A 22,087-nucleotide genomic window follows, 5' to 3' on the forward strand; every position below is an offset into this window, starting at 1 on the left:
CCCCGCCCTACCGGATCGCCGCGCGCACGGCGGCCGCGAACGCGTCGCCCCGGTCGGCGTACCCGGCGAACTGGTCGAACGATGCGCCCGCCGGTGCCAGCAGGACAGTGTCACCGGGTGCGGCCAGGCCACGAGCCGCGGCGACCGCCGCGGTCATGACGGCGGCGCCGAGATCTCCACCCGAATATTTCACTTCTGTCACATCTGCACCAAGAACCACTGCAGTCGCATCCATACCAGCATCCTCGCCTGTCACAACCTGGAGGACGGGGACATCCGGCGCGTGTCGCGATAACGCCTCTGCAACCTCTTGCCGATCTCGGCCGATGAGCACCGCCCCGACCAGCCGCGACGCGATCCTAGCGACCTCGGCCTCGACCGAGGCGCCCTTCAGCAGGCCGCCGGCGATCCAGACGACCCGGGGGTAGGCGAGCACGGACGCCTCGGCGGCGTGGGGATTGGTGGCCTTGGAGTCGTCGACGTAGGTGACGCCCTCGGCGACGGCCACCACCTCGGCCCGGTGCCGCCCGACCCGGAAGGCCGCGAGCGCCGACGCGATCGCCTCGGCCGGCACCCCGACGCTGCGGGCCAGCGCGGCGGCGGCGAGCGCGTCGAGCACGCCGACGGGGCCCGGCACCGGTATCGAGTCGACGGGCGCCAGCGTCAGGTCGTCGGCGAACGCGCGGTCGATCAGGTGTCCGTCGCGCACGCCGAGCTCCCCCGGGCCCGGTTCGCCCAGCCGAAAGCCGGCCCGCACCGGCGCCCGCGCCGTGCTCAGCAGTGCCGCGGCCCGGGCGTCGTCCAGCCCGACGACGGCCACCCGGCCGTCGAGCACCCGGGCCTTGGCCGCGGCGTAGTCGGCCAGGGTGCCGTGCCAGTCCAGGTGGTCTTCGGCGATGTTGAGCACCGCGCCGCCCTCGGGCCGCAGCGACGGCGCCCAGTGCAGCTGGAAGCTGGACAACTCGACGGCCAGCAGCTCGGCGGGTTGGTCCAGCACGTCGAGCACCGGGCTGCCGATGTTGCCGCACAACAGGTTTGGAAGCCCGGCCGCGGTGAGCATGGCGTGCAGCATCGATGTCGTCGTGGTCTTGCCGTTGGTCCCGGTCACCACCAGCCAGCGCCGCGGCGGGCCGTAGTGGCCGGCCGCGTCCAGCCGCCAGGCCAGCTCCACATCGCCCCAGACGGGCACGCCCGCCGCCGCGGCGGCGACCAGCAGCGGCGTGGTCGGCGAGAAGCCGGGGCTGGTCACCACCAGGGCGTAGCGGGAGACCTGCTCGGCGGCCACCGATGTCGGCGCGGTCGCCACCCCCGCATCGGCGTACCCGCGCAGGGTGGCCGGGTCGTCGTCGCACAGGGTGGGCACCGCGCCGAAGCGGCTCAGGGCCGCCAGCACCGCCCTGCCCGTCACCCCGCCGCCGGCCACCAGCACCGGGGCGCCCGGCGCCACGGGGTCAAGCCCACTCATCAGGCACCGATCGCGGCCAGCCACTCACCGTAGAAAAGGGCCACGCCCAGCCCGCAGGCGATCGCGGTGAGCAACCAGAACCGGATGATGACCGTGGTCTCGGCCCAGCCGGCCAACTCGAAGTGGTGGTGGAACGGCGCCATCCGGAACACCCGACGCCCGGTGGTGCGGAAAGTCAGGATCTGCAACACCACCGAGCTGACCTCGGCGACGAACAGCGAACCCAGCACGACGGCGAGGATCTCGGTGCGGCTGGTGACCGAGATGCCGGCGATAATGCCGCCCAGCGCCAGCGATCCGGTGTCGCCCATGAAGATCTTGGCGGGCGCGGCGTTCCACCACAGAAAGCCGATGCAGGCGCCCGCGGTGGCGGCCGCGACGATCGCCAGGTCGAGCGGATCGCGCACGTTGTAGCAACCCAGCCCGGGCGCGGTGACGCACGCGTTGCGGTACTGCCAGAACGTGATCAGCACGTAGGCCGCGGTGACCATCGCCATGCTGCCGGCGGCGAGTCCGTCCAGGCCGTCGGTGAAGTTGACGGCGTTGGACCAGGCGCTGACGACGACCACGCAGAACAACACGAACAGCGCCGGGGCCAGGGCGACGGTGGCGATCTCGCGCACGTAGGACAGGTCCGCGCTGGCCGGGGTCAGGCCGTTGGCGTTGCGGAATTCCAGCACCAGCACGCCGAACAGCACCGCGGCGGCGACCTGCCCGACGGTTTTGGCCGTCTTGTTCAGCCCGAGATTGCGCGACCGGCGGATCTTGATCAGGTCGTCGAGAAAGCCGACGCCGCCGAGCACCGTGGCCAGGCCCAGCACCAGCAGACCCGACGCGGAGACGCCCTCGCCGTCGAACGCCAACCCGGCCAGGTGGGTCCCCAGGTAACCGGCCCAGATGCCGGCCAGGATCGCCACGCCGCCCATCGACGGCGTGCCGCGTTTGGCGTGGTGGGTCGGCGGGCCGTCGTCGCGGGTGTGGTGGCCGAATCCCTGCCGGGTGAACAGCCGGATCAGCGCCGGGGTCAACAGGATCGACACGGTCAGCGCGACGGCGACGGCGATGAGGATCTGTCTCACGGGCGGGCACCGCCCTGCGAGCCTTGTGATACCAGGGCGTCGGCCAGCGCCCCCAGCCCGGCCGCGTTGGAGGCCTTGACCAGCACGACGTCGCCGGGTTGCAGCTCGGCCCGCAGCAACGCCAGGGCGGCCTCGCCGTCGGCCACGTTGACGGCCCCCTTATCGGCCGAGCCCCACGAACCCTCCATGACCGCTCCGTGGTGCATGGCGCTCATCGACCTCCCACTTCCCACGACAACGAGTCGAGACACATCTAAGCGCACGGCCAGCCGGCCGATGCGATCATGCTCGGCGATCGCGTCCTCGCCGAGCTCGGCCATCTCACCGAGCACCGCCCAACTCCTGCGCTTTTCGGCCGGCCGGTCCCCCCCGCCGTGGGCGATCCAGGCCAACGCCTGCAGCCCGGCGCGCATCGAATCGGGGTTGGCGTTGTAGGCGTCGTCGATCACCGTGACGCCGTCGGCGCGCGTGGTGACGTGCATCCGGTGCCGTGAGACGGGGCCGGCGCCGGCGAGTGCGGCCGCCACCTGGTCGACGTCGGCGCCGCATTCCAGCGCGACCGCGGCGGCGCACAGCGCGTTGGTGACCTGGTGGTCGCCGTAGACGCCGAGCCGGACCTGCGCCTGCGTGGTCCCGGAGCCGTCGCGGTGGTGCAGCGTGAAGCATGGCCTGGCCACCTCGTCGAGCGAGACGGGCCCGGCCCACACCTGGCTGGGGCCCGCGCTGGTGTTCTCGGCGCGGCTGACCCGCACCACCCGGGCCGCGGTCACGCCCGCCATGGCAGCCACCGCCGGGTCGTCGGCATTGAGGATCACCACCCCGGATGCCGGAACAGATTGGGGCAGTTCGGATTTCGTCTGAGCGATGGCCTCGCGCGAGCCGAACTCGCCCAGGTGCGCGGTGCCGACGTTGAGGACGACGCCGATCGCCGGCGGGGCGACCTCGGCCAGCGCGGCGATGTTGCCCGGGTGGCGCGCCGACATCTCGAGGACCAGGAAGTCGGTCTCGGGCGTCGCGCGCAACACGGTCCACGGATGCCCCAGCTCGTTGTTGAACGACCCGGGCGGGGCGACCACCTCGCCGAGCGGTTTCAGCACGGCGGCCACCAGGTCCTTGGTCGACGTCTTCCCCGACGATCCGGTGATCCCGACGATCCTGAGCCCGCCGGCGACCAGTTCGGCGGCCACCACCTGGGCCAACTTGGCCAGCGCCGCGAGCACCGCCGCGCCCGAGCCGTCCGGGTCGTGCTCGAGCACCCCGGCCCGAGATCCCGACGCGCCCGCGGGGGCGACGACCACGGCGGGAACGCCGACCGGCCGGGCGGCCAGCACCGCCACCGCACCGGCGGCGATCGCCGCGCCCGCGTGGTCGTGGCCGTCCGAGCGCGCGCCCGGCAGCGCCAGGAACAGTCCCCCGGGTCCGACGGCGCGCGAGTCGAATTCCACCGTCCCGGTGACGCGGCGTCGCGCGGCGTCCTGCGGCGAGATGTCGGCCAGGGTGCCGCCGACGATGTCGGCGATCTCGGCGACGGTCAACTCGATCATCGCGGTGCCCCGTCCAGGTCCCGCAGCGCCTGCGCCAGCTCGACCCGGTCGTCGAAGGGGCGGGTGTGCCCGCCGGCGCTCTGGCCGGTTTCGTGGCCCTTGCCGGCGATCAACACGACGTCGCCCGGGCCCGCCCAGGCGACGGCGTGCCTGATCGCGTCGCGGCGGTCGGCGATCTCGACAATGTCTGCCGCACAACCGCTTTCGGTCGCCCCGGCGAGGATTTCGCGACGAATCGACGCCGGGTCCTCACCGCGCGGGTTGTCGTCGGTGACGACGACCAGATCGGCCAGTTCGGCCGCCGTCGCGCCCATCGGCGCCCGTTTGCCCGGGTCGCGTTCGCCGCCGGCGCCGAACACCACGGCCAGCCGGCGATCCGGACGCGCCAGCGTGGTCAGCACCGCGCGCAACGCGCCCGGTTTGTGGGCGTAGTCGACCAGCGCCAGGAAGTCCTGGCCGGCGTCGATCTCCTCCATGCGTCCCGGCACGCGGGCCTGTAGCAGGCCCGTCGACGCCTGCTCCGGGGACACCCCGACCGCATCCAGAATAGCCAGTGCGACAAGGCAATTGGCGACGTTGTAGTGGCCGGGCAGCCGAACACCCAGCTGATGGCGCGCCCCGGCGGGATCGATGGCGGTGAACCGTTGTCCCGCGGCGCCCATCGGGGCCACGTCGGTGGCGCGCCAGTGGGCGGGCCGGCCCTCGGCGCTGACGGTGATCACGTCGCCGGCGCGGGCGGCCATGGCGCGCCCGGCGTCGTCGTCGACGCAGACCACGACGCGCCGGGCCCGCAGCGGGGAGCCCGGGTCGAAGAGCATCGCCTTGGCCTCGAAGTAGTCGGCCATCGTCGGGTGGAAGTCGAGGTGGTCGCGGGACAGGTTGGTGAAACCGCCCACCGCGAACCGGGTTCCGTCCACGCGGCCCAGCGTCAGGGCGTGACTGGAGACCTCCATGACGACGGTGTCCACCCCCTGTTCGGCCATCGCCGCCAGCATTGCCTGCAGGGCGGGGGCCTCCGGGGTGGTCAGCGCGCTGGGAATGTCGGCGCCGTCGATGCGGATCCCGATGGTGCCGATCAGCCCGGCGGTGTGGCCGGCGGCGCGCAGTGCGGACTCGATGAGATACGTCGTGGTGGTCTTGCCGGACGTGCCGGTGACGCCGACGACCGTCACCCGCTCGGACGGGTTCCCGTACACCGTGGCGGCCAGCCCGCCGAGCACACCGCGGGGGTCCGGGTGAACGAGGACCGGCACGGATTGCCCTAGGGCGCCCATCTCGGCGACCCCGCCGGCGTCGGTGAGCACGGCGACCGCGCCGCGTTCGATCGCGTCGCCGGCGTAACGCGCGCCGTGGGTGGTGGAACCGGGCAGCGCGGCGAACAGATCGCCGGGCCGCACCTCCTGGGCGCGCAGCGTGACCCCGGTGACCGGCAGGTTCGGGACGGCCCGATCGCCGGCCGGCGCGGCTCCGATGTCAGCCGCCAACGCCGGCAAGCGCACGCCCGCTGCGGCGCTGGGCCGCAGCGCACTGGGCACCGACACCCCGTCACCACCTCCGTCAGCCATGATCGGCCATGACACCCTACCTAGGAGCACCGGCCGACGGATGTTCCCGCGCCCGGGCGCCGGTGTCACGACCCGCTGCGCCGCTCGAGCAGGGGGAGCCAGACGGTGTCGACGATCTCTTCGATGGCTTCGTCGGGCAGGGGCCGCAGCGTCATCAGGACCTCGTAGCGAAACAGGTCCACGGGCAGGCGCGCAATGCGCTCGGTCAACTGGTCGGGCTCGATTTCACCGCGATCGATGGCGCGCTGGATCACCTGATCCAACGCGGCATCGCGCCGCCCTCGCACCAGCGTTTCGAGATCGGCCAGGCTGCTGCCGGTCTGCTGGTAGAAGCCGCCCAGCCGGGTCAGCAACGGGACCACCAACCCCACCCTGACCTTGTTCGCTTGCCGCAGCAATGCGATCGCGTCACCGCGCAGGCTGCCGGTGTCAGGGGCGACCACGACGTCCTTGGCGACCTCATGTGCCACCGCGGCGAGCACGAGTTCCTGCTTGTTCGGCCAGCGCCGGTAGAGCACCGCACGGCTGGTGCCCGCCCGCACGGCGACGCCGTCGATCGTGAGCTCGTCGTACCCGCGTTCGGTCAGCTCCGTCCACGCCGCATCCAGCAACGCCTCCTCCAACGCGGGACCCCGGCGCCGCCGGGCCACGCCGGTCGAGTTAAGAGACATTGCGTTTCCTAACGGTCGGGTCTACGTTCTTTGGATACAGAACGTATCTTATAGCGAACAGGAGTGGAATCGATGCGCATTCTCGTCTCCGGTGCCGGAATCGGCGGCCTGAGCGCGGCGATAAACCTCGGCGCCGACGGCCACGACGTCACCTTGGTCGAACGCGCCAACCACCTGCGGGTGAACGGCTCCCCGATCGACATTCGCGGGGACTCCATCGGTGTCGCCGACAAGATGGGCGTGCTCGCACCGATCCGCGCGCACCGGGTCGATATGACCGAACGCGTCCAGTTCGTCGACGAAAACGGCACCGTGGTGGCCGAACCGCCGCTCGACGAGATCAACGACTCCGCCGGCGACATCGAAATCCCGCGGGAAGACCTCACAACCATCCTGCGCGACCGCCTGGGGCCGACGGTAGAACTGCGGTTCAACGAATCCATCGGCGAACTCGACGACGATGACCGTCGCGTCGATGTGCGGTTCAATTCCGGCGACCGCGAGCGCTATGACCTGGTTGTCGGTGCCGACGGGATGCACTCGGCCGTGCGACGCCTGACGTTCGGTCCCGAGCAACGGTTTCTGCGCCAACTCGGCTTCTATGTCGCGCTGGCCGACTTGCCCGGCTATACGCCGTCCGGGCGCGACAACCCGATGTACAACTTCCCCGGGCACCTTGCCGGCATCGCCGCCTACAACGACAAAGCCTTGGCGGTCTTCATGTTTCGATCGCCCTGGATCGACTACGACTACCACGACCTCGCGGCCCAGAAACGATTACTCGTCGACGCGTTCGCCGGCCACGGCGAGTGGCGGGTACCCGAACTGCTCGACGCCGCGATCGCCGACCCGGAACTGTACTTCGATTCCGTCAGCCAGATTCACATGCCCGGCTGGCATCGCGGTCGCGTCGTCCTCGTCGGGGACGCGGCGCATTGTGCCTCGAGCCTGTCGGGCCGCGGCACCTCCCTGGCCCTGACCGGGGCCTGGTTTCTCGCGCGAGCGCTGCGCGACCATCCCGGCGATCTCGGCCACGCGTGCGAGCAGTACGAACGCGACCAGCGACCCCACGCCCTGCGCTGCCAGGCCACGGCGGCACCCGGCGGCGACCTCCTGATTCCGGCCACTCAGGCTCAAATCGACGCGCGCAACAACGATTTCACCGTCGCAACCGGCCGCGGCCGGGAAGTCTAGGTGGCCTGCAGCGTCAGCGGCGGGCCCGGGTCCGGCGACAGCGGCACGTTCTCGCGCTGCATGAGCCAGCCGGCGATGTTGTGGAACAGCGGGGCCGCCGAGTGGCCCGGGGTGCCGTCGGCGTTGCGCTCCGGGTTGTCCATCATGATGCCGATGACATACCGGGGGTTGTCGACGGTGGCCATGCCGGCGAACGTGATCCAGTAGACGTTGTCGAAGTAGCAGCCGCAGGCCGGGTTGATCTGCTGGGCGGTGCCGGTCTTGCCGGCCATTTGGTAGCCCGTCACCGCGGCGGCGGGGCCGGTGCCCTGCTGATAGCCCATCGGGTCGTGTTGCACGACGGCGCGCAGCATGTTGCGCACGGTCTGAGCCGTCTGCGCCGACACCACCCGCACGCCGTCCGGGCGCGGTTCTTCGGTGCGGGTGCCGTCGGGCGCGATGGTGGCCTTGATGATCCGCGGCGGGATCCGCACCCCGTCGTTGGCGATCGTCTGGTACATGCCCGTCATCTGCAGCAGCGTCATCGAAAGGCCCTGCCCGATGGGCAGGTTGGAGAAGGTGCTGCCCGACCATTGGTCGATGGGTGGCACCAGCCCGGCGCTCTCCCCGGGCAGGCCCACATTGGTGCGCTGCCCGAGCCCGAACTTGCGGACCATGTCGTAGAAGCGCTCCGGCCCCACCCGCTGTGCGAGCATCAAAGTGCCGACGTTGGAAGACTTTCCGAACACGCCGGTGGTCGTGTAGGGCATCACGCCGTGGTCCCACGCGTCGTGGATGGAGACCCCGCCCATCTGGATCGTGCCGGGAACCTGCAGCACCTCATCGGGATTGGACAGGCCGTACTCGATGACCGACGACGCGGTGATCACCTTGTTCACCGAGCCGGGCTCGAACGGCGAGGACACCGCCAGGTTGCCCAGCTGTTTGTCGCCCTGACGCCCGATGTCCTGGGAGGGGTCGAACGTGTTGTCGTTGGCCATGGCCAGCACTTCACCGGTCTTCGCGTCGAGCACGACGGCCGAAACATTGTGCGCGCCAGAGACATTCTTGGCCTGCTGAACCTGCTGCTGCACATAGAACTGGATGTCGTCGTCGAGGGTCAGCTGCACCATCGAGCCGTTGACCGCCCGATGCCGGTTGCGGTAACTGCCGGGGATGACCACGCCGTCGGATCCGCGGTCATAGGTGACCGAACCGTCGGTCCCGGACAGCACGGAGTCCATGGCCTCTTCCAAGCCCAGCAGCCCGTGGCCGTCCCAGTCGATGCCGCCCACGATGTTGGCGGCCAGCGATCCGCCCGGATACTGGCGCAGATCCTGGCGTTCGGAACCGACCTCGGGAAATTTGTCCGAGATCGCGCTGGCGACGGCGGGGTCGACGGCACGCGCGAGATAGACGAAGTTCTCGTCGCTTTGCAGCTTCTTCAGCAGGGTCGCCGAGTCGGGTTTGTTGCCGAGGCGACCCGAGACGTCCTTGGCGATGTCGCGCAAGCGCTGCTGCGGGTCGGGGGCGGCCGAATTCTTGGCCTTGGCCTCCTCCAGCTGCTTGTGAATGCGTTTCGGCTGAAACGTCAGCGCACGAGATTCGATGGTGAACGCCAGTTGATCCTTGCGGCGGTCGATGATGCTGCCCCGCACCGCCTTTTCCACATCGGTGACCTTGAGCTGCCCGGCGGCCTGGGCGCGCAGCGTCGGGGCCTTGGTCACCTGCAGGACGAACAGCTGGGCGGCGGCCACCAGCATCAGCACCAGGATGACCACGTTGCCGGCGCGATGGCGGAAGACGAACGACCCACCGCGGCCGGCCATTTGCACGATCTGACGGGTGCGCCGCTCCCGCGCCGAATGCCCGGCCCCCACCGGCTCGGGGCGCTGCGCACCCCGGCTGGCCTTGGGCTGCTTGGCTTTCCGGAGTCGTTTCGGTTCGCGAACGTCACGGCCCTGGTCCGCCTGCTGCGGTTTCGCGCGGCGCTTGGGCTGCCGGGCGGCGTTGTCCGCCATGTCCTTACGGGGACCGCGTGTCGGGCGTGCGGCCTGCGACCGGCGTGCCCGTGGGGTGTCGCCGCGGCTCACCTGGGAGCACCTGGCACCGCGCCGGGGGGCCCGGGCAGGGAGCCGGTACCCGGTTGCGGCATCGGGGCGGGCGCCGGAGCGGCGGGGGCGATCGGCTGGGGGCCGGCCGCGCGGCCCAGCGGCACCGGGACGGAAACCTCGGGTGGCAGGGGCGCGGGTAGCTGGCCCGGGGCCGGAATGGGCAGGCCGCCCAACGGGATCGGGACCTCGGCGGGCACCGGGGGGGCCGCGGGTCTGGCCGGCATCGGCAGCCCCGGCGTCGGCAGCGCGCCGGTCACCGGCCCACCGGGCATGCCGGGGAGCGCACCGGTCACGGGGCCGCCTGGCATGCCGGGCAGCGTACCGGCAGGGGGCGCACCGGCGACGCCAGGCGCGCCGGGCACCGGCGGAACTGCCGGCGGGAAGTGTTGACCGCCCACCGTCGACGCGCCGTCGGGTGCGCGCAGCAGCGCTTCGGGCCCCGACCTGGCCGGGGCGGGGGCGCCGGGGACCGGCTCGAGCCGCATCGGGACCTCCGCGGCGGGCGCCGCGGGTTTCGGGGGCTGCGGCGCTTCGTCGGGGAGCTTGGTGTTCAGCGGCGGCGGCGGAACACCGTCGGCGGGTTTGGGGGTGCCCACCACCACCCAGTTCCCGGACGGGTCCTGGACCAGGTGCGCGGTGTCCCGGGTGGGGATCATGCCCTGCTTGCGGGCCGCCTCCGCCAGCGCGGGCGCGGCTTCGGCCTCACGCACGTCGCGCTCCAGGGCCTCCTTCTGTTGCTGCAGCAACCGGGTCCGCTCGCGGGCGTGGCTCAACTTGTAGGAGCGTTCGGCGGAGTCGGTGGACAACCACAGCGTGAGCCCGAGCCCGACGCCCAGCGCTCCGATGACCAACACGACGAACGGAACCTTGCTCGCAAGTGTCCGCGGCCGCAGGTCGATCGACGCCAGCCGGGCGGCCAGACGCTCGGTGAGCTTGGGCCGAACGACCTTGGGCGCCTTGGCTTTGCGGGCCTTGGCGCGCGCCTTGGCCTGGCTGGCGTTCTTCGGCCGCGCCGACCGCTCGACCGGCCGGGCGACGGGGCTGCTCTGCGGACCGGCCTTGGGCGCGCGGGATTCGCGGGCGGGCGCCGTGGTCCTGGCGCCGCGGGCGCGCCGCGCCGCGCCGGGTTCGGGCGCCGGGCGCCTGCCCCGTCGGGCAGCACCGTCGCGGGCGCCCCGGCGGTCGCTGCCGCCGCGTCGTTTCGACGTCTCGCGGTCCGCTTTCATCAATCGCCTTTCCCGGTTGCCTGCTGTGATTCCATGCGCTGCAGGGCCCGCAGCCGCACCGCGGCGCTACGCGGGTTGCGTTCGATCTCGGTGGCGTCGGCCCGTCCGGCACCCTGCGTCAGGGCCCGGAATCGCGGCTGGTGACCGGGGAGTTCGACCGGCAGGTCCACCGGGGTGCGGGACGCGACCGCCTCGGCGAACAACCGCTTGACGATCCGGTCTTCCAGCGATTGGTACGCCATCACCACGATGCGCCCGCCGACGGCAAGCGCGTCCAGGGCGGCCGGGAGCGCGGCACGCAGCGAATCCAATTCGTCGTTGACCGCGACCCGCAGCGCCTGGAAGGTGCGCTTGGCCGGGTGGCCGCCGGTGCGGCGTGCCGCGGCCGGAATCGCTTCGTAGAGCAGGGCCACCAGGTCCGCGGTCGACGCGAACGGCTGGCGGGCCCGCCGGCGCACGATGTGCGCGGCGATGCGCCGCGCGAAGCGCTCCTCGCCGTAGCGGTGCAGGATGTTCGCCAGCTCGGCCTCGTCGTAGGTGTTGAGGATGTCGGCCGCGGTCAGCGGCGCGTCGGGGTCCATCCGCATGTCCAGCGGCGCGTCCTGGGCGTAGGCGAAACCGCGTTCGGCGCGGTCGAGCTGCATGGACGACACGCCGAGGTCGAACAGCATCCCGTCGACCGATTCGGTTGCGGCATAGCCGGATTCGGCCAGCGCCGTGGCGACGCCGTCGTAGCGGGTGCGCACCAGCGTGACCCGGTCGGAGAATCGCGCCAACCGCGTTCGGGTGATGTCCAGGGCGGTGGGGTCGCGGTCGAGTCCGATCAGCCGCAGGCCCGGCAGTTCGGTGAGGAACCGCTCGGCGTGCCCTCCCGCGCCGACGGTCGCGTCGACGAGGGTCGCCCCCGTCCCGTCCGGGTGGTGGCGGGTCAATGCGGGCGTGAGCAGCGTGACGCAACGCTCCAGCAGGACGGGCACGTGCCCGCCTGATCCCGATGGCGGCGACGCGCTGCGCCCGGCTGCGCCGCGCTTGCGGTCACCACGGCCGCGCTTGCGATCACCGCGCCCTGAATTGTCAGCCACCGCAACGCCTCCCCGGTTCTGCCGCCACCCGTGGGCCGCACGCCCCGGTATGGCCCGAGCGTGCCGGAAAAGGTGTGGCGCCCTTGCATCGAGGTCCCTGTCCGAAGGCACGAACCTGGCGTTGGGGAAGTACGCCAGGGTCGGTTCGGGCAGAGGCCACGTTGCACGGGCATGCGCCTCAGATGATGTCGCCGAGTGCTTCATCGCTGGCCGCGGAGAAGTTCTCTTCGTGGGTCTGCTGGTAGTCCTGCCAGGCCTGCGCATCCCAGATTTCGAGGTAGTCGACCGCGCCGATCACCACGCACTCCTTGGACAGGCCGGCGTAACGACGGTGGTCGGCCGACAACGTGATGCGGCCCTGGGCGTCGGGGTGCTGCTCGTCGGTGCCGGCGGCGAGGTTACGCAGGAAGGCCCTGGCGTCAGGGTTGCTTCGCGACGCCTTGCTCGCCCGGCGGGCCAGTTGCTCGAATTCCGCCCGCGGGTAGACGGCGAGGCTGTGGTCCTGGCTCTTGGTGACCATCAACCCCCCTGCCAGCGCGTCACGGAACTTGGCGGGCAACGTCAGCCGCCCCTTGTCGTCGAGTTTGGGCGTGTAGGTGCCAAGAAACACCAGCTCACCTCCCGTTCGAGGTCACCCAAACACTGCAGCCACCATACCCCACAATCCCCCACTTCGCCCCATTCATGGCATGTCGCCGTGGCGTTTTCCGGGTTCTCCGTCGTCACGGGGCCCTCGACGCGCTACGAGAGGCGTGTCGGGCGGCCCTCGCACCGGGATTCAGGGTGGCGCCGGCAGCGCAGCTAGCAGGGAAAATGTCGCCGGTGGGGCGTAGTGGGGAACTCTAGTGGGGCCCGGTGGGGATTAACCGACGGCCCGCGCGTCGGCTAGGGCTCGGTTGGGGCGCAAAACGGTATCGACGGTTGCGCGGCGTCAGTCAGCCGGCCGGAAGCTGCGACGATGACGGCCGGGGCGGCGCGAGGCGCGGACGACGCGGGAGAAATGCAAAACGGGGCAGCCAGCAGCTACCCCGTGCGGGTGGGTCGGCGCTCAGTCGTCGAAGCGGCGGCGGAACCGATCCTCCATGCGACTGGTGAAGGAGCCCCCGCCCTTGTTGCGGCGCTGGCGCAGCGAGGTGGGCGCGGAGCCGGAATGGTCTGGCCTGCCTGACAATCGGGGACCGGTGATGCCGAACACCACGCCGCCGAACATGACGATGAACCCGAAAATGCTGAGAATGGGGACGCTGCCGCCGATCCAGGTGGCCTTGAACGCCACCCCCGACACCAGCATCGCCAGGCCGACGACGAACAGCGCCACTCCCTGCAGGCGCCGGCGGGCCGTGGGCGCGCGAAAGCCCCCGCCGCGGACGCTTGACGCGAATTTGGGGTCTTCGGCGTAGAGAGCGCTCTCGATCTGATCGAGCATTCGCTGCTCATGATCGGAGAGTGGCATTCGTCCCTCCTTGCCGACAGTTTGGCACGTGACTATCGATAGCACGCGATGCCCGTTGCGCGGGCAACTAATTGAATGATACGAGGTCAATCTGCCCCATACCACTGGTTCCGCGCCGATTCTATCCCGGCCGGATCGCGGCAATCCGCCAGACCGGAACGCCCGTGCGCTACAACCGGCTTCCCGACCCGGGGGCGTCCGTGGGTTCGGTGCCACGACCGCTCGTCGCGCCGGCCCGTGGGGGTCCGATAATGATTCTTAGCAGCCGGGTCAGAACGCCGCAGCATCGAACGAGACCGATCACCGGATGAGGAGGGCACCGCGAGTTGGGGATATTCCTCATCGATCTGCTCCCCCACGATATGGAGCGTCGCCTCACCGACGCCCTGACGGTGTACGTCGATGCGATGCGCTACCCGCGCGGCACCGAGCAACAGCGCGCCGCGATGTGGCTCGAGCACATCCGCCGCCGCGGCTGGCAAGGCGCCGGGGTCGTCGAAGCCGACGGGCCCGATGACGAGGGCGCGCCGATGCCCTCGGCGGAGGATCTGACCAGCGCCCCGCTGCTCGGCGTGGCCTACGGCTATCCCGGGGCGCCCGGCCAATGGTGGCAGCAGCAGGTGGTGCTGGGCATGCAGCGCGGCGGCTCGCCGACGCACGAGATCGCCCGGCTGATGAACAGCTATTTCGAGTTGACCGAGCTGCACATTCATCCCCGCGCCCAGGGCCGCGGCCTCGGCGAGGCGCTGGCTCGGCGGCTGCTCGCCGGGCGCGCGGAAAAGAACGTGCTGCTGTCGACACCGGAAACCAACGGCGAGCCCAACCGCGCCTGGCGGTTGTACCGCCGGCTGGGCTTCACCGACGTCATCCGCCGCTACCACTTCGCCGGCGACCCGCGGGCGTTTGCGATCCTGGGCCGCGAACTACCGCTGTGACACCGCGGAACCGGGCGCGCATCGGACGCCCGCGCTCCGGAGTGGCCTTGTTCAAGTGGCACATCGGATCTGGCACGATGACCTGGTGCGCGCCAGCTCTCCCCCAGCCCGCGGCCGCGGCGTGAAAGCCCCCCGGGCCCGACGGCGCCGTCTGCTGGCCATCGCGATGTTGCTGCTGCTGGTGCCGCTGGCCACCGGATGCCTGCGGGTCCGGGCCTCGCTCACCGTCTCCCCCGACGACCTGGTCTCCGGGGAGATCGTCGCCGCCGCGAAACCCAAGACCCCCAAGGACACCGGCCCCCAGCTCGACAGCAACAACCTGCCGTTCAGCCAGAAGGTGGCGGTGTCGAACTACGACAGCGACGGCTACGTCGGCTCCCAGGCGGTGTTCTCCGATCTGACGTTCGCCGAGCTGCCGCAGCTGGCCAACATGAACTCCGACGCCTCCGGCGTCAACCTGTCGCTGCGCCGCAACGGCAACCTGGTGATCCTGGAGGGCCGCGCGGATCTGACGTCGCTGACCGATTCGGAGGCGGACGTCGAGCTGACGGTCGCCTTTCCGGGGGTGGTCACCTCCACCAACGGCGACCGGGTCGAGCCCGACGTGGTGTCCTGGAAGCTCAAGCCGGGCGTGGTGAGCACCATGACCGCCCAGGCCCGCTACACCGACCCCAACACCCGTTCCTTCACCGGCGCCGTGGTGTGGCTGGGCATCGCGTCCTTCGCGGCCGCCGGCGTGGTGGGGCTGCTGGCGTGGGTCGGCCGGGACCGCTCACCGCGGCTCACCGCGCCGCGCGACCAGCCGCCGCCCACCTAGCCTCGCCGCGCTAACCCTGCTGGGTGGGTGACCAGTACGCGAGCATCTCCGCGAAGGTCTGGAACGCGGGACCGGAGATCCCATAGGTCGCCTCGAGATGGATGCTCAGCGGGAAACCGAGGTCGGCCACCCCGTCGATGACGCGCTTGTAGAGGTCGACCATCAGCTGACGCTTCTGCGGGGGCTCGCATTCGGCGAGCTTGCGGACGAACTCCTGCTCGGCGGCGACCGCGGCGTTGCCCGGGTCCTGGATGAGCCAGTTGATCAGTCCGACGCGGCTTTCCATCTTCGGCACGAAACCGAAGGACAGCAGGATCTCGGGCCGGTGATCGGTTTGCCTGGCGAACTCGCTCAGGAACCCCACGATCGCGTCGGAATACAGCAACTGGGTCATCCCGTAGGTGGCGCCCTGGTCGCACTTGAAGTTGAACCGGCCCTGTTCGCCGTCGCGGGTGGGGATCAGGATCACCCCGCGGTTGGTCACCAGCTCGCGATAGATCGACAGGGCGTCGGTCGGGGCGACGCCGGAGCCCTCGCCGTCGTTCATGGTGCGCGGCACGCCGACGAACACGACGCCTTCCATTCCGGCCGAGGACAACTCGGTCAGCCGGCCCCGCAGCGACGGCTCGTCCATGAACGCGGTGACCTGCGTGCACAAGCCCCTGATCCCGGTCAGTTCCGGCTTGACCACCGACCAGAAGTCGAGCACATCCAGCTTGGGCTTCATCTGAATGGGACGGTCGTCGTCCTCGGCGATGATCCCGGGGATCATCACGTGCCGGATCCGGCCGTCCAAACCGGCCTCGGCCGAATGCCGCACCACTTTGTGCGCCTCTTCGAGTGCCCGCTCCCGACCTTCGTCGGCGTTTGGTGGCACCAGTTCGAGCGCAATGGTGTTGAGGGTCACGCGGCTTCTCTCCGTCCGACGACTATGGGCCCGGGGCGTCTCTTGGCCGCGCAGCATCCGCGCGAGCCCCAGCGCACCCGCAAGCATAGGGGCGGGTTAGTGAGGCAGTCGAAGCAACTGGGTGCGCCCGGCGACCTCACGCGGGACCCACCCCGCGCCGCGCGACGAATACACTGGTCGGGCCTGGAACACCCAGCCAGCCGAGCAGAAAGGGGCGCCGCGCTGAGCGTCAAAGCCACAGCAGCGGCGGCAACCGTCGAGTTGACCGGCGCCATCACCGAACAGTTGCGGCGGTATCTGGACGAGCGGCGCGCCGAGACCGCCTACATCGGCGACGACTACAACGGCCTGATCGCCGCGCTCGAAGATTTCGTGCTGGGCGGCGGGAAGCGGCTACGCCCCGCGTTCGCCTACTGGGGGTGGCGCGCCGTGGCCACCGACGAACCCGACGAGCAAGTGCTGCTGCTGTTTTCCGCGCTCGAGCTGCTGCACGCCTGCGCGCTGGTGCACGACGACGTGATCGACGACTCCTCCACCCGGCGGGGACGGCCGACCACCCACGTCCAGTTCGCGACCCTGCATCGCGACCGGGGCTGGCAGGGCTCGCCCGAGCGGTTCGGCGCGTCGGCCGCCATCCTGCTCGGTGACCTCGCCCTGGCCTGGGCCGACGACATCGTCTTCGGTATCGACCTGACGCCGCAGGCCCAGCGCCGCATCCGCCGGGTGTGGGCCAACATCCGCACCGAGGTGCTCGGCGGGCAGTACCTCGACATCGTCGCCGAAGCCAGCGCCGCCGCCTCGATCGCGTCGGCGATGAACGTCGACACCTTCAAAACCGCCTGCTACACCGTGTCGCGCCCGCTGCAGCTCGGCGTGGCCGCCGCCGCCGACCGACCCGACGTCCACGACATCTTCAGCCAGTTCGGCACGGACCTCGGGGTGGCGTTCCAGCTGCGCGACGACGTCCTGGGCGTCTTCGGTGACCCCGCGGTGACCGGCAAGCCGTCCGGGGACGACCTGCGATCCGGCAAGCGCACCGTGCTGCTGGCCGAGGCGGTGGAGTTGGCGGAGACGTCAGACCCGGTGGCGGCCAACCTATTACGGACCTCGATCGGCGCCCAGCTGACCGACGCGCAAGTGGATCGGCTGCGTGAGGTCATCGAGTCGGTGGGTGCCCTGGCCGCGGCCGAACAACGCATCGCCACGCTGACCCAGCGGGCGCTGGCGACGCTGGCCGCCGCCCCCATCAACACCGCGGCCAAAGCCGGGCTGTCCGAATTGGCCAAGATCGCCACGAACCGGTCCGCCTGAACCGATGACGACTCCGACCGACACCCCGGCCGACGACGCGCCGGCAGCCAAACCCCCTCGCGGCGAACGGTTTTCCCAGCTGAGGGCGTTCGTGGCGGCCGACGAATCGCGGCCGGCCAAACTGGGCCTGCTGGGGTCGGTGCTGATCACCCTGGGCGGGCTGGGCGCGGGCAGCACCCGCCAGCACGACCCGCTGCTCGAGTCGATTCACATGTCCTGGCTGCGTTTTGGCCACGGCCTGGTGCTGTCGTCGATCGTGCTGTGGACCGGCGTCGGCCTCATGCTGATCGCCTGGCTGGGCCTGGGCCGCCGCGTGCTGGCCGGCGACGCGACCGAGTTCGTCATGAAGACCACCACCGGATTCTGGCTGGCGCCGCTGCTGGTGTCGGTGCCCGTCTTCAGCCGGGACACCTATTCGTATCTGGCGCAGGGCGCACTGCTGCGCGACGGCCTGGACCCCTACGCCGTCGGCCCGGTCGCCAATCCAAACATCTTGTTGGACAACGTCAGTCCCATCTGGTCGATCACGACCGCCCCCTACGGTCCGGCGTTCATCCTGGTGGCGAAGCTGATCACCGTCCTCGTCGGCAACAACGTGGTGGCGGGCACCATGTTGCTGCGGCTGTGCATGCTGCCCGGTTTGGCGCTGTTGATCTGGGCCACTCCGCGAGTGGCGCGGCACCTGGGCGCCGACCCCTCGACGGCGCTGTGGATCTGCGTGCTCAACCCGCTGGTGCTCATCCACCTGATGGGCGGCGTGCACAACGAGATGCTGATGGTGGGCCTGATGGCCGCCGGCATCGCGCTGACGTTCGGCGGTCGCCACGTCGCGGGCACCGCGCTGATCACGGTCGCCATCGCGGTCAAAGCCACCGCCGGCATCGCGCTGCCCTTCCTGGTGTGGGTGTGGGCGCGGGATCTGCGCGACCGGCGGGGATATCGTTCCGCGCGAGCGCTTCTCGCGGCCGCGGCGGCGTCGCTGCTGGTCTTCGCGGTGGTGTTCGCGATCCTGTCCGCGGTGGCCGGCGTGGGGCTGGGATGGCTGACCGCGCTGGCCGGTTCGGTGAAGATCATCAACTGGCTGACCGTGCCGACCGCGGCGGCCAACCTGATCCACGCGATCGGCAGCGGGCTGTTTCCCGTGAGCTTCTATCCGCTCCTGCGGGTCACCCGGCTGGTCGGCATCGCGATCATCGCGGTCTCGCTGCCGCTGTTGTGGTGGCGGTTCCGGCGTGATGACCGGGCCGCGCTCACCGGCATGGCGTACTCGATGCTGATCGTGGTGCTGTTCGTCCCGGCCGCGTTGCCCTGGTACTACTCGTGGCCGCTGGCGATCGTGGCTCCCCTGGCCCAGTCACGACGGGCGGTGGCGATCATCGGCGGCGCGTCGACCTGGGTGATGGTGATCTTCAAACCCGATGGCTCGCATGGGATGTACTCGTGGCTGCACTTCTCGCTGGCCACCGCCGTCGCGCTGATCGCCTGGTACACCCTGTACCGGGCCCCCCGCCCTCGGACCGGCCCGGCCGAGGTCGCCGCACCGGCTCAGTAGGCCATCGCCTGCGCCCGGCGCACGACTTCGCGGGCCTGGTGGGCATGCAGCGCGTCGACGGGGCGGGCATTGCTGATGGCGTCCTTGGTGCCGTCGCGGGTCACCGTCAGCGACGGGTCGGGGGTGAACAGCCAGCGCACGATCTCGGTGTCGTGGTAGCCGCCGTCGTGCAGGATCGTCAACAATCCCGGCAGGCTCTTGACCACCTCACCGGACTGGGTGAAGAACACCTGCGGCACCACCACGCCCTCGCCGCGCCGGACCGCGACCAGATGGCCATCGCGGAGCTGTTGGTGGACCTTGGTTACCGGGATTTTAAGCAATTCGGCGACCCGCGGGAGGTCGTAGATCGGCTCGTCGGGATCTAGCACATCGTCGCCGGCAGGAATACTGCTCATCCGCGCAAGTGTAAGCCTTGATACGCGCCGTGAGCCCGTGTTCTTCCGCCCAATCATGGCGCCGCACCTACGATGGCCCCGTGGCCCAAGCTCATCCGCCCGGCCGGGCCGGTCCGCATCGTCCGCCGGCGGAGGCCGGGACGGCGGACCCGTTGGACAACGCGTTGCTGGACGGCCGCTACCTGATCCAGGCGAAGATCGCCAGCGGCGGCACCTCGACGGTGTACCGCGGTCTCGACACCCGGCTCGACCGTCCCGTCGCCGTGAAGGTGATGGATTCTCGCTACGCGGGCGACGAGCAGTTCCTCACCCGCTTCCAGCGCGAGGCCCGCACCGTCGCACGCCTGAAGGATCCCGGGCTGGTCGCGGTCTACGACCAGGGCTCCGACGCTCGGCACCCGTTTCTGGTGATGGAGCTCATCGAGGGCGGCACCCTGCGCGAGCTGCTGGGCGAGCGCGGACCCATGCCGCCCTACGCCGTGGCGGCGGTGCTTCGTCCGGTGCTCGGCGGGTTGGCCGCCGCGCACCGCGCCGGTCTGGTGCATCGCGACGTCAAGCCGGAGAACGTGTTGATCTCCGACGACGGCGAGGTGAAGATCGCCGACTTCGGGTTGGTCCGCGCCGTCGCCGCCGCCGGAATCACCTCTACCAGTGTGATTTTGGGCACCGCGGCGTATCTGTCGCCCGAGCAGGTGCGCGACGGCGACGCGAGCCCGCGCAGCGACGTGTACTCCGCGGGCATCCTCGCCTACGAGCTGTTGACCGGGCACACCCCCTTCACCGGCGACTCGGCGCTGTCGATCGCTTACCGGCGGCTGGACACCGACGTGCCGGCGCCCAGCGCGTCCATCGACGGTGTGCCCGTGCAGTTCGACCAGTTCGTGCAGCGGGCGACGGCCCGCGACCCGGCCGACCGGTACGCCGACGCGACCGAGATGGGTGCCGATCTCGACGCGATCGCCGATGAGCTTGCGCTGCCGGACTTCTCCGTGCCGGCGCCACGAAACTCCGCTCAGCACCGCTCGGCCGCGCTGCAGCACAGCCGGATGGGCCAGCGCCCGGCCACCGCGCAGCAGCCCGGGCCCGCCCCGGTGCGCCAGCCCACCCGCCAACTGACCCGGGGCCCCGAGGATTGGCCGCGCCCGCAGCGCCCGGCCGCGGCCGTCGACGAACCCGACGAGGACGACGATGACTACGAATATGAGCCTGTCGCAGGCGAATTCGCGGGCATCCCGATCAGCGAATTCGTGTGGACCCGCCAGCACAATCGGCGCATGGTGCTGGTGTGGGTGGCGCTGGTGCTGGCGTTGACCGGCCTGGTGGCGACCGCGGCGTGGACCGTCGGAAGCAACCTCAACGGGCTGCTGTAGGCGCGCTCAGTCGCGCAGCATCTCGGCGACCAGGAAGGCCAACTCCAGCGACTGTTGGGTGTTCAGCCGTGGGTCGCACGCGGTCTCGTAGCGGCCGACCAGGTCGGTGTCCGAAATGTCTTGCGCCCCACCAAGACACTCGGTGACGTTCTCCCCGGTGATCTCGACGTGGATGCCGCCGGGATGGGTGCCCAGCGCGCGGTGCACCTCGAAGAAGCCCTGCACCTCGTCGACGATGCGGTCGAAGTGGCGGGTCTTGTACCCGTTGGACGACTCGTGGGTGTTGCCGTGCATCGGGTCGCACTGCCAGATCACCTGGTGACCGGTGGCCTGGACCTTCTCCACGATCGGGGGCAGCAGATCGCGCACCTTGTTGTTGCCCATCCTGCTCACCAGTGTCAGCCGGCCGGGCTTGTTGTGCGGGTCGAGCCGCTCGACGTATTCGACGGCCAACTCCGGGGTGATCGTCGGGCCGATCTTGACGCCGATCGGGTTGGCGATCACCTCCGCGAAGGCGATGTGCGCCCCGTCGAGCTGGCGGGTCCGCTCGCCGATCCACACGGTGTGCGCCGACAGGTCGTACAGCTGGGGCTCGCCGCTGTCGTTCTCGGACAGCCGCAGCATCGACCGCTCGTAGTCGAGCACCAAAGCCTCGTGGCTGGCGTAGATTTCGGCGGTCTGCAGGTTGCGGTCGGCCACCCCGCACGCGCTCATGAAGCGCAGGCCGCGATCGATCTCGGTGGCCAGCGCCGTGTAGCGGGCGCCCGCCGGCGAGGTCCGGACGAACTCGCGGTTCCAGTCGTGGACCAGATGCAGCGACGCCAACCCCGACGACGTCAGCGCACGAACCAGATTCATCGCCGCGCTGGCATTGGCGTAGGCGCGCACCAATCGCGACGGATCATGCTCGCGCACCGCGGCGTCCGGGGCGAAGCCGTTGATCATGTCGCCGCGGTAGGACTTCAACCCCAGCGCGTCGATGTCGGCCGATCGCGGTTTGGCGTACTGCCCCGCGATGCGGGCCACCTTGACCACCGGCATGCTCGAGCCGTAGGTCAGCACCACCGCCATCTGCAGCAGGGTGCGCACGTTGCCGCGGATGTGGGGTTCGGTGTTCTCGGTGAACGTCTCCGCGCAGTCACCGCCCTGCAGCAGGAACGCCTCACCCCTGGCCACCTGGGCGAGCTGCTCCTGTAGCCGCACGATCTCCATCGGCACCGTGACCGGCGGCACGCTCTCGAGGACCGTGCGCATCGCCGACGCCTGATCGGCGGGCCAGCTGGGTTGCTGGGCGGCCGGCTTGGCCAGCGCGGCGTCCAATCGCGCCCGCAGATCGGTCGGCAGCGGCGGCAGCGGCGGCAGCTGGTCGATCGGGATGTCGACGGTCCAGTTCATCGGTCCATCGTAACCGGGTCGCGGACGCCC

Annotated in this window: 19 protein-coding genes; 6 read left to right on the plus strand and 13 right to left on the minus strand. The window is 70.5% G+C overall.

Translation table 11 applies throughout. From position 1 onward, the window contains the following. Window positions 1-7: 7 nt before the first annotated feature. The 5 genes from murD to QGN30_RS16505 form a co-directional block, all read right to left on the minus strand. Window positions 8-1,465: a UDP-N-acetylmuramoyl-L-alanine--D-glutamate ligase gene (gene murD, locus QGN30_RS16485; protein ID WP_038536049.1), complete on the minus strand. Its 1,458-nt coding sequence runs from the start codon at window positions 1,463-1,465 to the stop codon at window positions 8-10. Further along, window positions 1,465-2,544, minus strand: a complete 1,080-nt coding sequence (mraY, locus tag QGN30_RS16490) for a phospho-N-acetylmuramoyl-pentapeptide-transferase (protein ID WP_009956117.1) — start codon at window positions 2,542-2,544, stop codon at window positions 1,465-1,467. The genes murD and mraY overlap by 1 nt, the downstream gene beginning before the upstream one ends. Then, on the minus strand, window positions 2,541-4,088 hold the full coding sequence (locus QGN30_RS16495; protein WP_038536047.1) for a UDP-N-acetylmuramoyl-tripeptide--D-alanyl-D-alanine ligase: 1,548 nt from the start codon (window positions 4,086-4,088) through the stop codon (window positions 2,541-2,543). The genes mraY and QGN30_RS16495 overlap by 4 nt, the downstream gene beginning before the upstream one ends. Next, on the minus strand, window positions 4,085-5,653 hold the full coding sequence (locus QGN30_RS16500) for a UDP-N-acetylmuramoyl-L-alanyl-D-glutamate--2,6-diaminopimelate ligase (RefSeq protein ID WP_038536045.1): 1,569 nt from the start codon (window positions 5,651-5,653) through the stop codon (window positions 4,085-4,087). Before QGN30_RS16500 ends, QGN30_RS16495 begins: the two co-directional genes overlap by 4 nt. 65 nt (window positions 5,654-5,718) lie before the next feature. Further along, on the minus strand, window positions 5,719-6,324 hold the full coding sequence (locus QGN30_RS16505; protein WP_179960071.1) for a TetR/AcrR family transcriptional regulator: 606 nt from the start codon (window positions 6,322-6,324) through the stop codon (window positions 5,719-5,721). Window positions 6,325-6,387: 63 nt separating this feature from the next. Between QGN30_RS16505 and QGN30_RS16510 the strand changes: the two genes are divergently transcribed. Continuing rightward, on the plus strand, window positions 6,388-7,518 hold the full coding sequence (locus tag QGN30_RS16510) for an FAD-dependent monooxygenase (RefSeq protein WP_095562667.1): 1,131 nt from the start codon (window positions 6,388-6,390) through the stop codon (window positions 7,516-7,518). On the opposite strand, the gene QGN30_RS16515 is transcribed toward QGN30_RS16510, so the two are convergent. From QGN30_RS16515 to QGN30_RS16535, 5 genes are all read right to left on the minus strand, one after another. Beyond that, window positions 7,515-9,518, minus strand: a complete 2,004-nt coding sequence (locus QGN30_RS16515; protein ID WP_008256131.1) for a peptidoglycan D,D-transpeptidase FtsI family protein — start codon at window positions 9,516-9,518, stop codon at window positions 7,515-7,517. The genes QGN30_RS16510 and QGN30_RS16515 overlap by 4 nt on opposite strands. A gap of 68 nt (window positions 9,519-9,586) precedes the next feature. After that, the gene (locus tag QGN30_RS16520) at window positions 9,587-10,837 is read right to left on the minus strand and encodes a hypothetical protein (protein ID WP_014941800.1); all 1,251 of its coding nucleotides are present in this window, start codon (window positions 10,835-10,837) and stop codon (window positions 9,587-9,589) included. Beyond that, window positions 10,837-12,123 (minus strand): 16S rRNA (cytosine(1402)-N(4))-methyltransferase RsmH, encoded by a 1,287-nt coding sequence (gene rsmH, locus QGN30_RS16525; RefSeq protein WP_151226969.1) that lies wholly within the window; start codon window positions 12,121-12,123, stop codon window positions 10,837-10,839. The genes QGN30_RS16520 and rsmH overlap by 1 nt, the downstream gene beginning before the upstream one ends. Beyond that, window positions 12,098-12,529, minus strand: coding sequence for a division/cell wall cluster transcriptional repressor MraZ (gene mraZ, locus QGN30_RS16530; protein ID WP_014382396.1), 432 nt, complete (start codon window positions 12,527-12,529; stop codon window positions 12,098-12,100). Before mraZ ends, rsmH begins: the two co-directional genes overlap by 26 nt. Window positions 12,530-12,967: 438 nt before the next feature. After that, on the minus strand, window positions 12,968-13,372 hold the full coding sequence (locus tag QGN30_RS16535) for a DUF3040 domain-containing protein (protein ID WP_008256119.1): 405 nt from the start codon (window positions 13,370-13,372) through the stop codon (window positions 12,968-12,970). 326 nt (window positions 13,373-13,698) lie between these two features. On the opposite strand from QGN30_RS16535, the gene QGN30_RS16540 reads away from it, so the two are divergent. Both QGN30_RS16540 and QGN30_RS16545 read left to right on the plus strand, forming a co-directional pair. After that, a complete protein-coding gene (locus QGN30_RS16540; RefSeq protein WP_020188884.1) occupies window positions 13,699-14,307 on the plus strand; it encodes a GNAT family N-acetyltransferase in 609 nt (202 codons plus the stop codon). A gap of 166 nt (window positions 14,308-14,473) precedes the next feature. Then, complete coding sequence (locus QGN30_RS16545) at window positions 14,474-15,124, plus strand: LppM family (lipo)protein (RefSeq protein ID WP_009953480.1); 651 nt, start codon at window positions 14,474-14,476, stop codon at window positions 15,122-15,124. A 10-nt stretch (window positions 15,125-15,134) separates the two neighbouring features. On the opposite strand, the gene QGN30_RS16550 is transcribed toward QGN30_RS16545, so the two are convergent. After that, window positions 15,135-16,031, minus strand: coding sequence for a mycobacterial-type methylenetetrahydrofolate reductase (locus QGN30_RS16550; RefSeq protein ID WP_008256116.1), 897 nt, complete (start codon window positions 16,029-16,031; stop codon window positions 15,135-15,137). 261 nt (window positions 16,032-16,292) lie between these two features. On the opposite strand from QGN30_RS16550, the gene idsA2 reads away from it, so the two are divergent. Together idsA2 and QGN30_RS16560 are read left to right on the plus strand one after the other, a co-directional pair. After that, on the plus strand, window positions 16,293-17,342 hold the full coding sequence (gene idsA2 / locus QGN30_RS16555) for a bifunctional (2E,6E)-farnesyl/geranyl diphosphate synthase (protein ID WP_014382394.1): 1,050 nt from the start codon (window positions 16,293-16,295) through the stop codon (window positions 17,340-17,342). 4 nt (window positions 17,343-17,346) lie between these two features. Beyond that, on the plus strand, window positions 17,347-18,894 hold the full coding sequence (locus tag QGN30_RS16560) for an alpha-(1->6)-mannopyranosyltransferase A (protein WP_042792298.1): 1,548 nt from the start codon (window positions 17,347-17,349) through the stop codon (window positions 18,892-18,894). Here the strand turns inward: QGN30_RS16560 and QGN30_RS16565 are convergent. Further along, on the minus strand, window positions 18,888-19,292 hold the full coding sequence (locus QGN30_RS16565; protein ID WP_008256113.1) for an Rv2175c family DNA-binding protein: 405 nt from the start codon (window positions 19,290-19,292) through the stop codon (window positions 18,888-18,890). The genes QGN30_RS16560 and QGN30_RS16565 overlap by 7 nt on opposite strands. An 80-nt stretch (window positions 19,293-19,372) precedes the next feature. Between QGN30_RS16565 and QGN30_RS16570 the strand changes: the two genes are divergently transcribed. Continuing rightward, entirely contained in the window at window positions 19,373-20,662 is a 1,290-nt protein-coding gene (locus QGN30_RS16570; protein WP_008256112.1) for a protein kinase domain-containing protein, read from the plus strand. A gap of 6 nt (window positions 20,663-20,668) precedes the next feature. Here QGN30_RS16570 and QGN30_RS16575 read toward each other — a convergent pair whose 3' ends face one another. Then, window positions 20,669-22,057, minus strand: coding sequence for a class II 3-deoxy-7-phosphoheptulonate synthase (locus tag QGN30_RS16575; protein WP_008256111.1), 1,389 nt, complete (start codon window positions 22,055-22,057; stop codon window positions 20,669-20,671). Window positions 22,058-22,087: the final 30 nt, after the last annotated feature.

Origin of the sequence: Mycobacterium sp. 3-98 (genome assembly GCF_035918355.1) — a bacterium.
Lineage (GTDB): Bacteria > Actinomycetota > Actinomycetes > Mycobacteriales > Mycobacteriaceae > Mycobacterium > Mycobacterium intracellulare.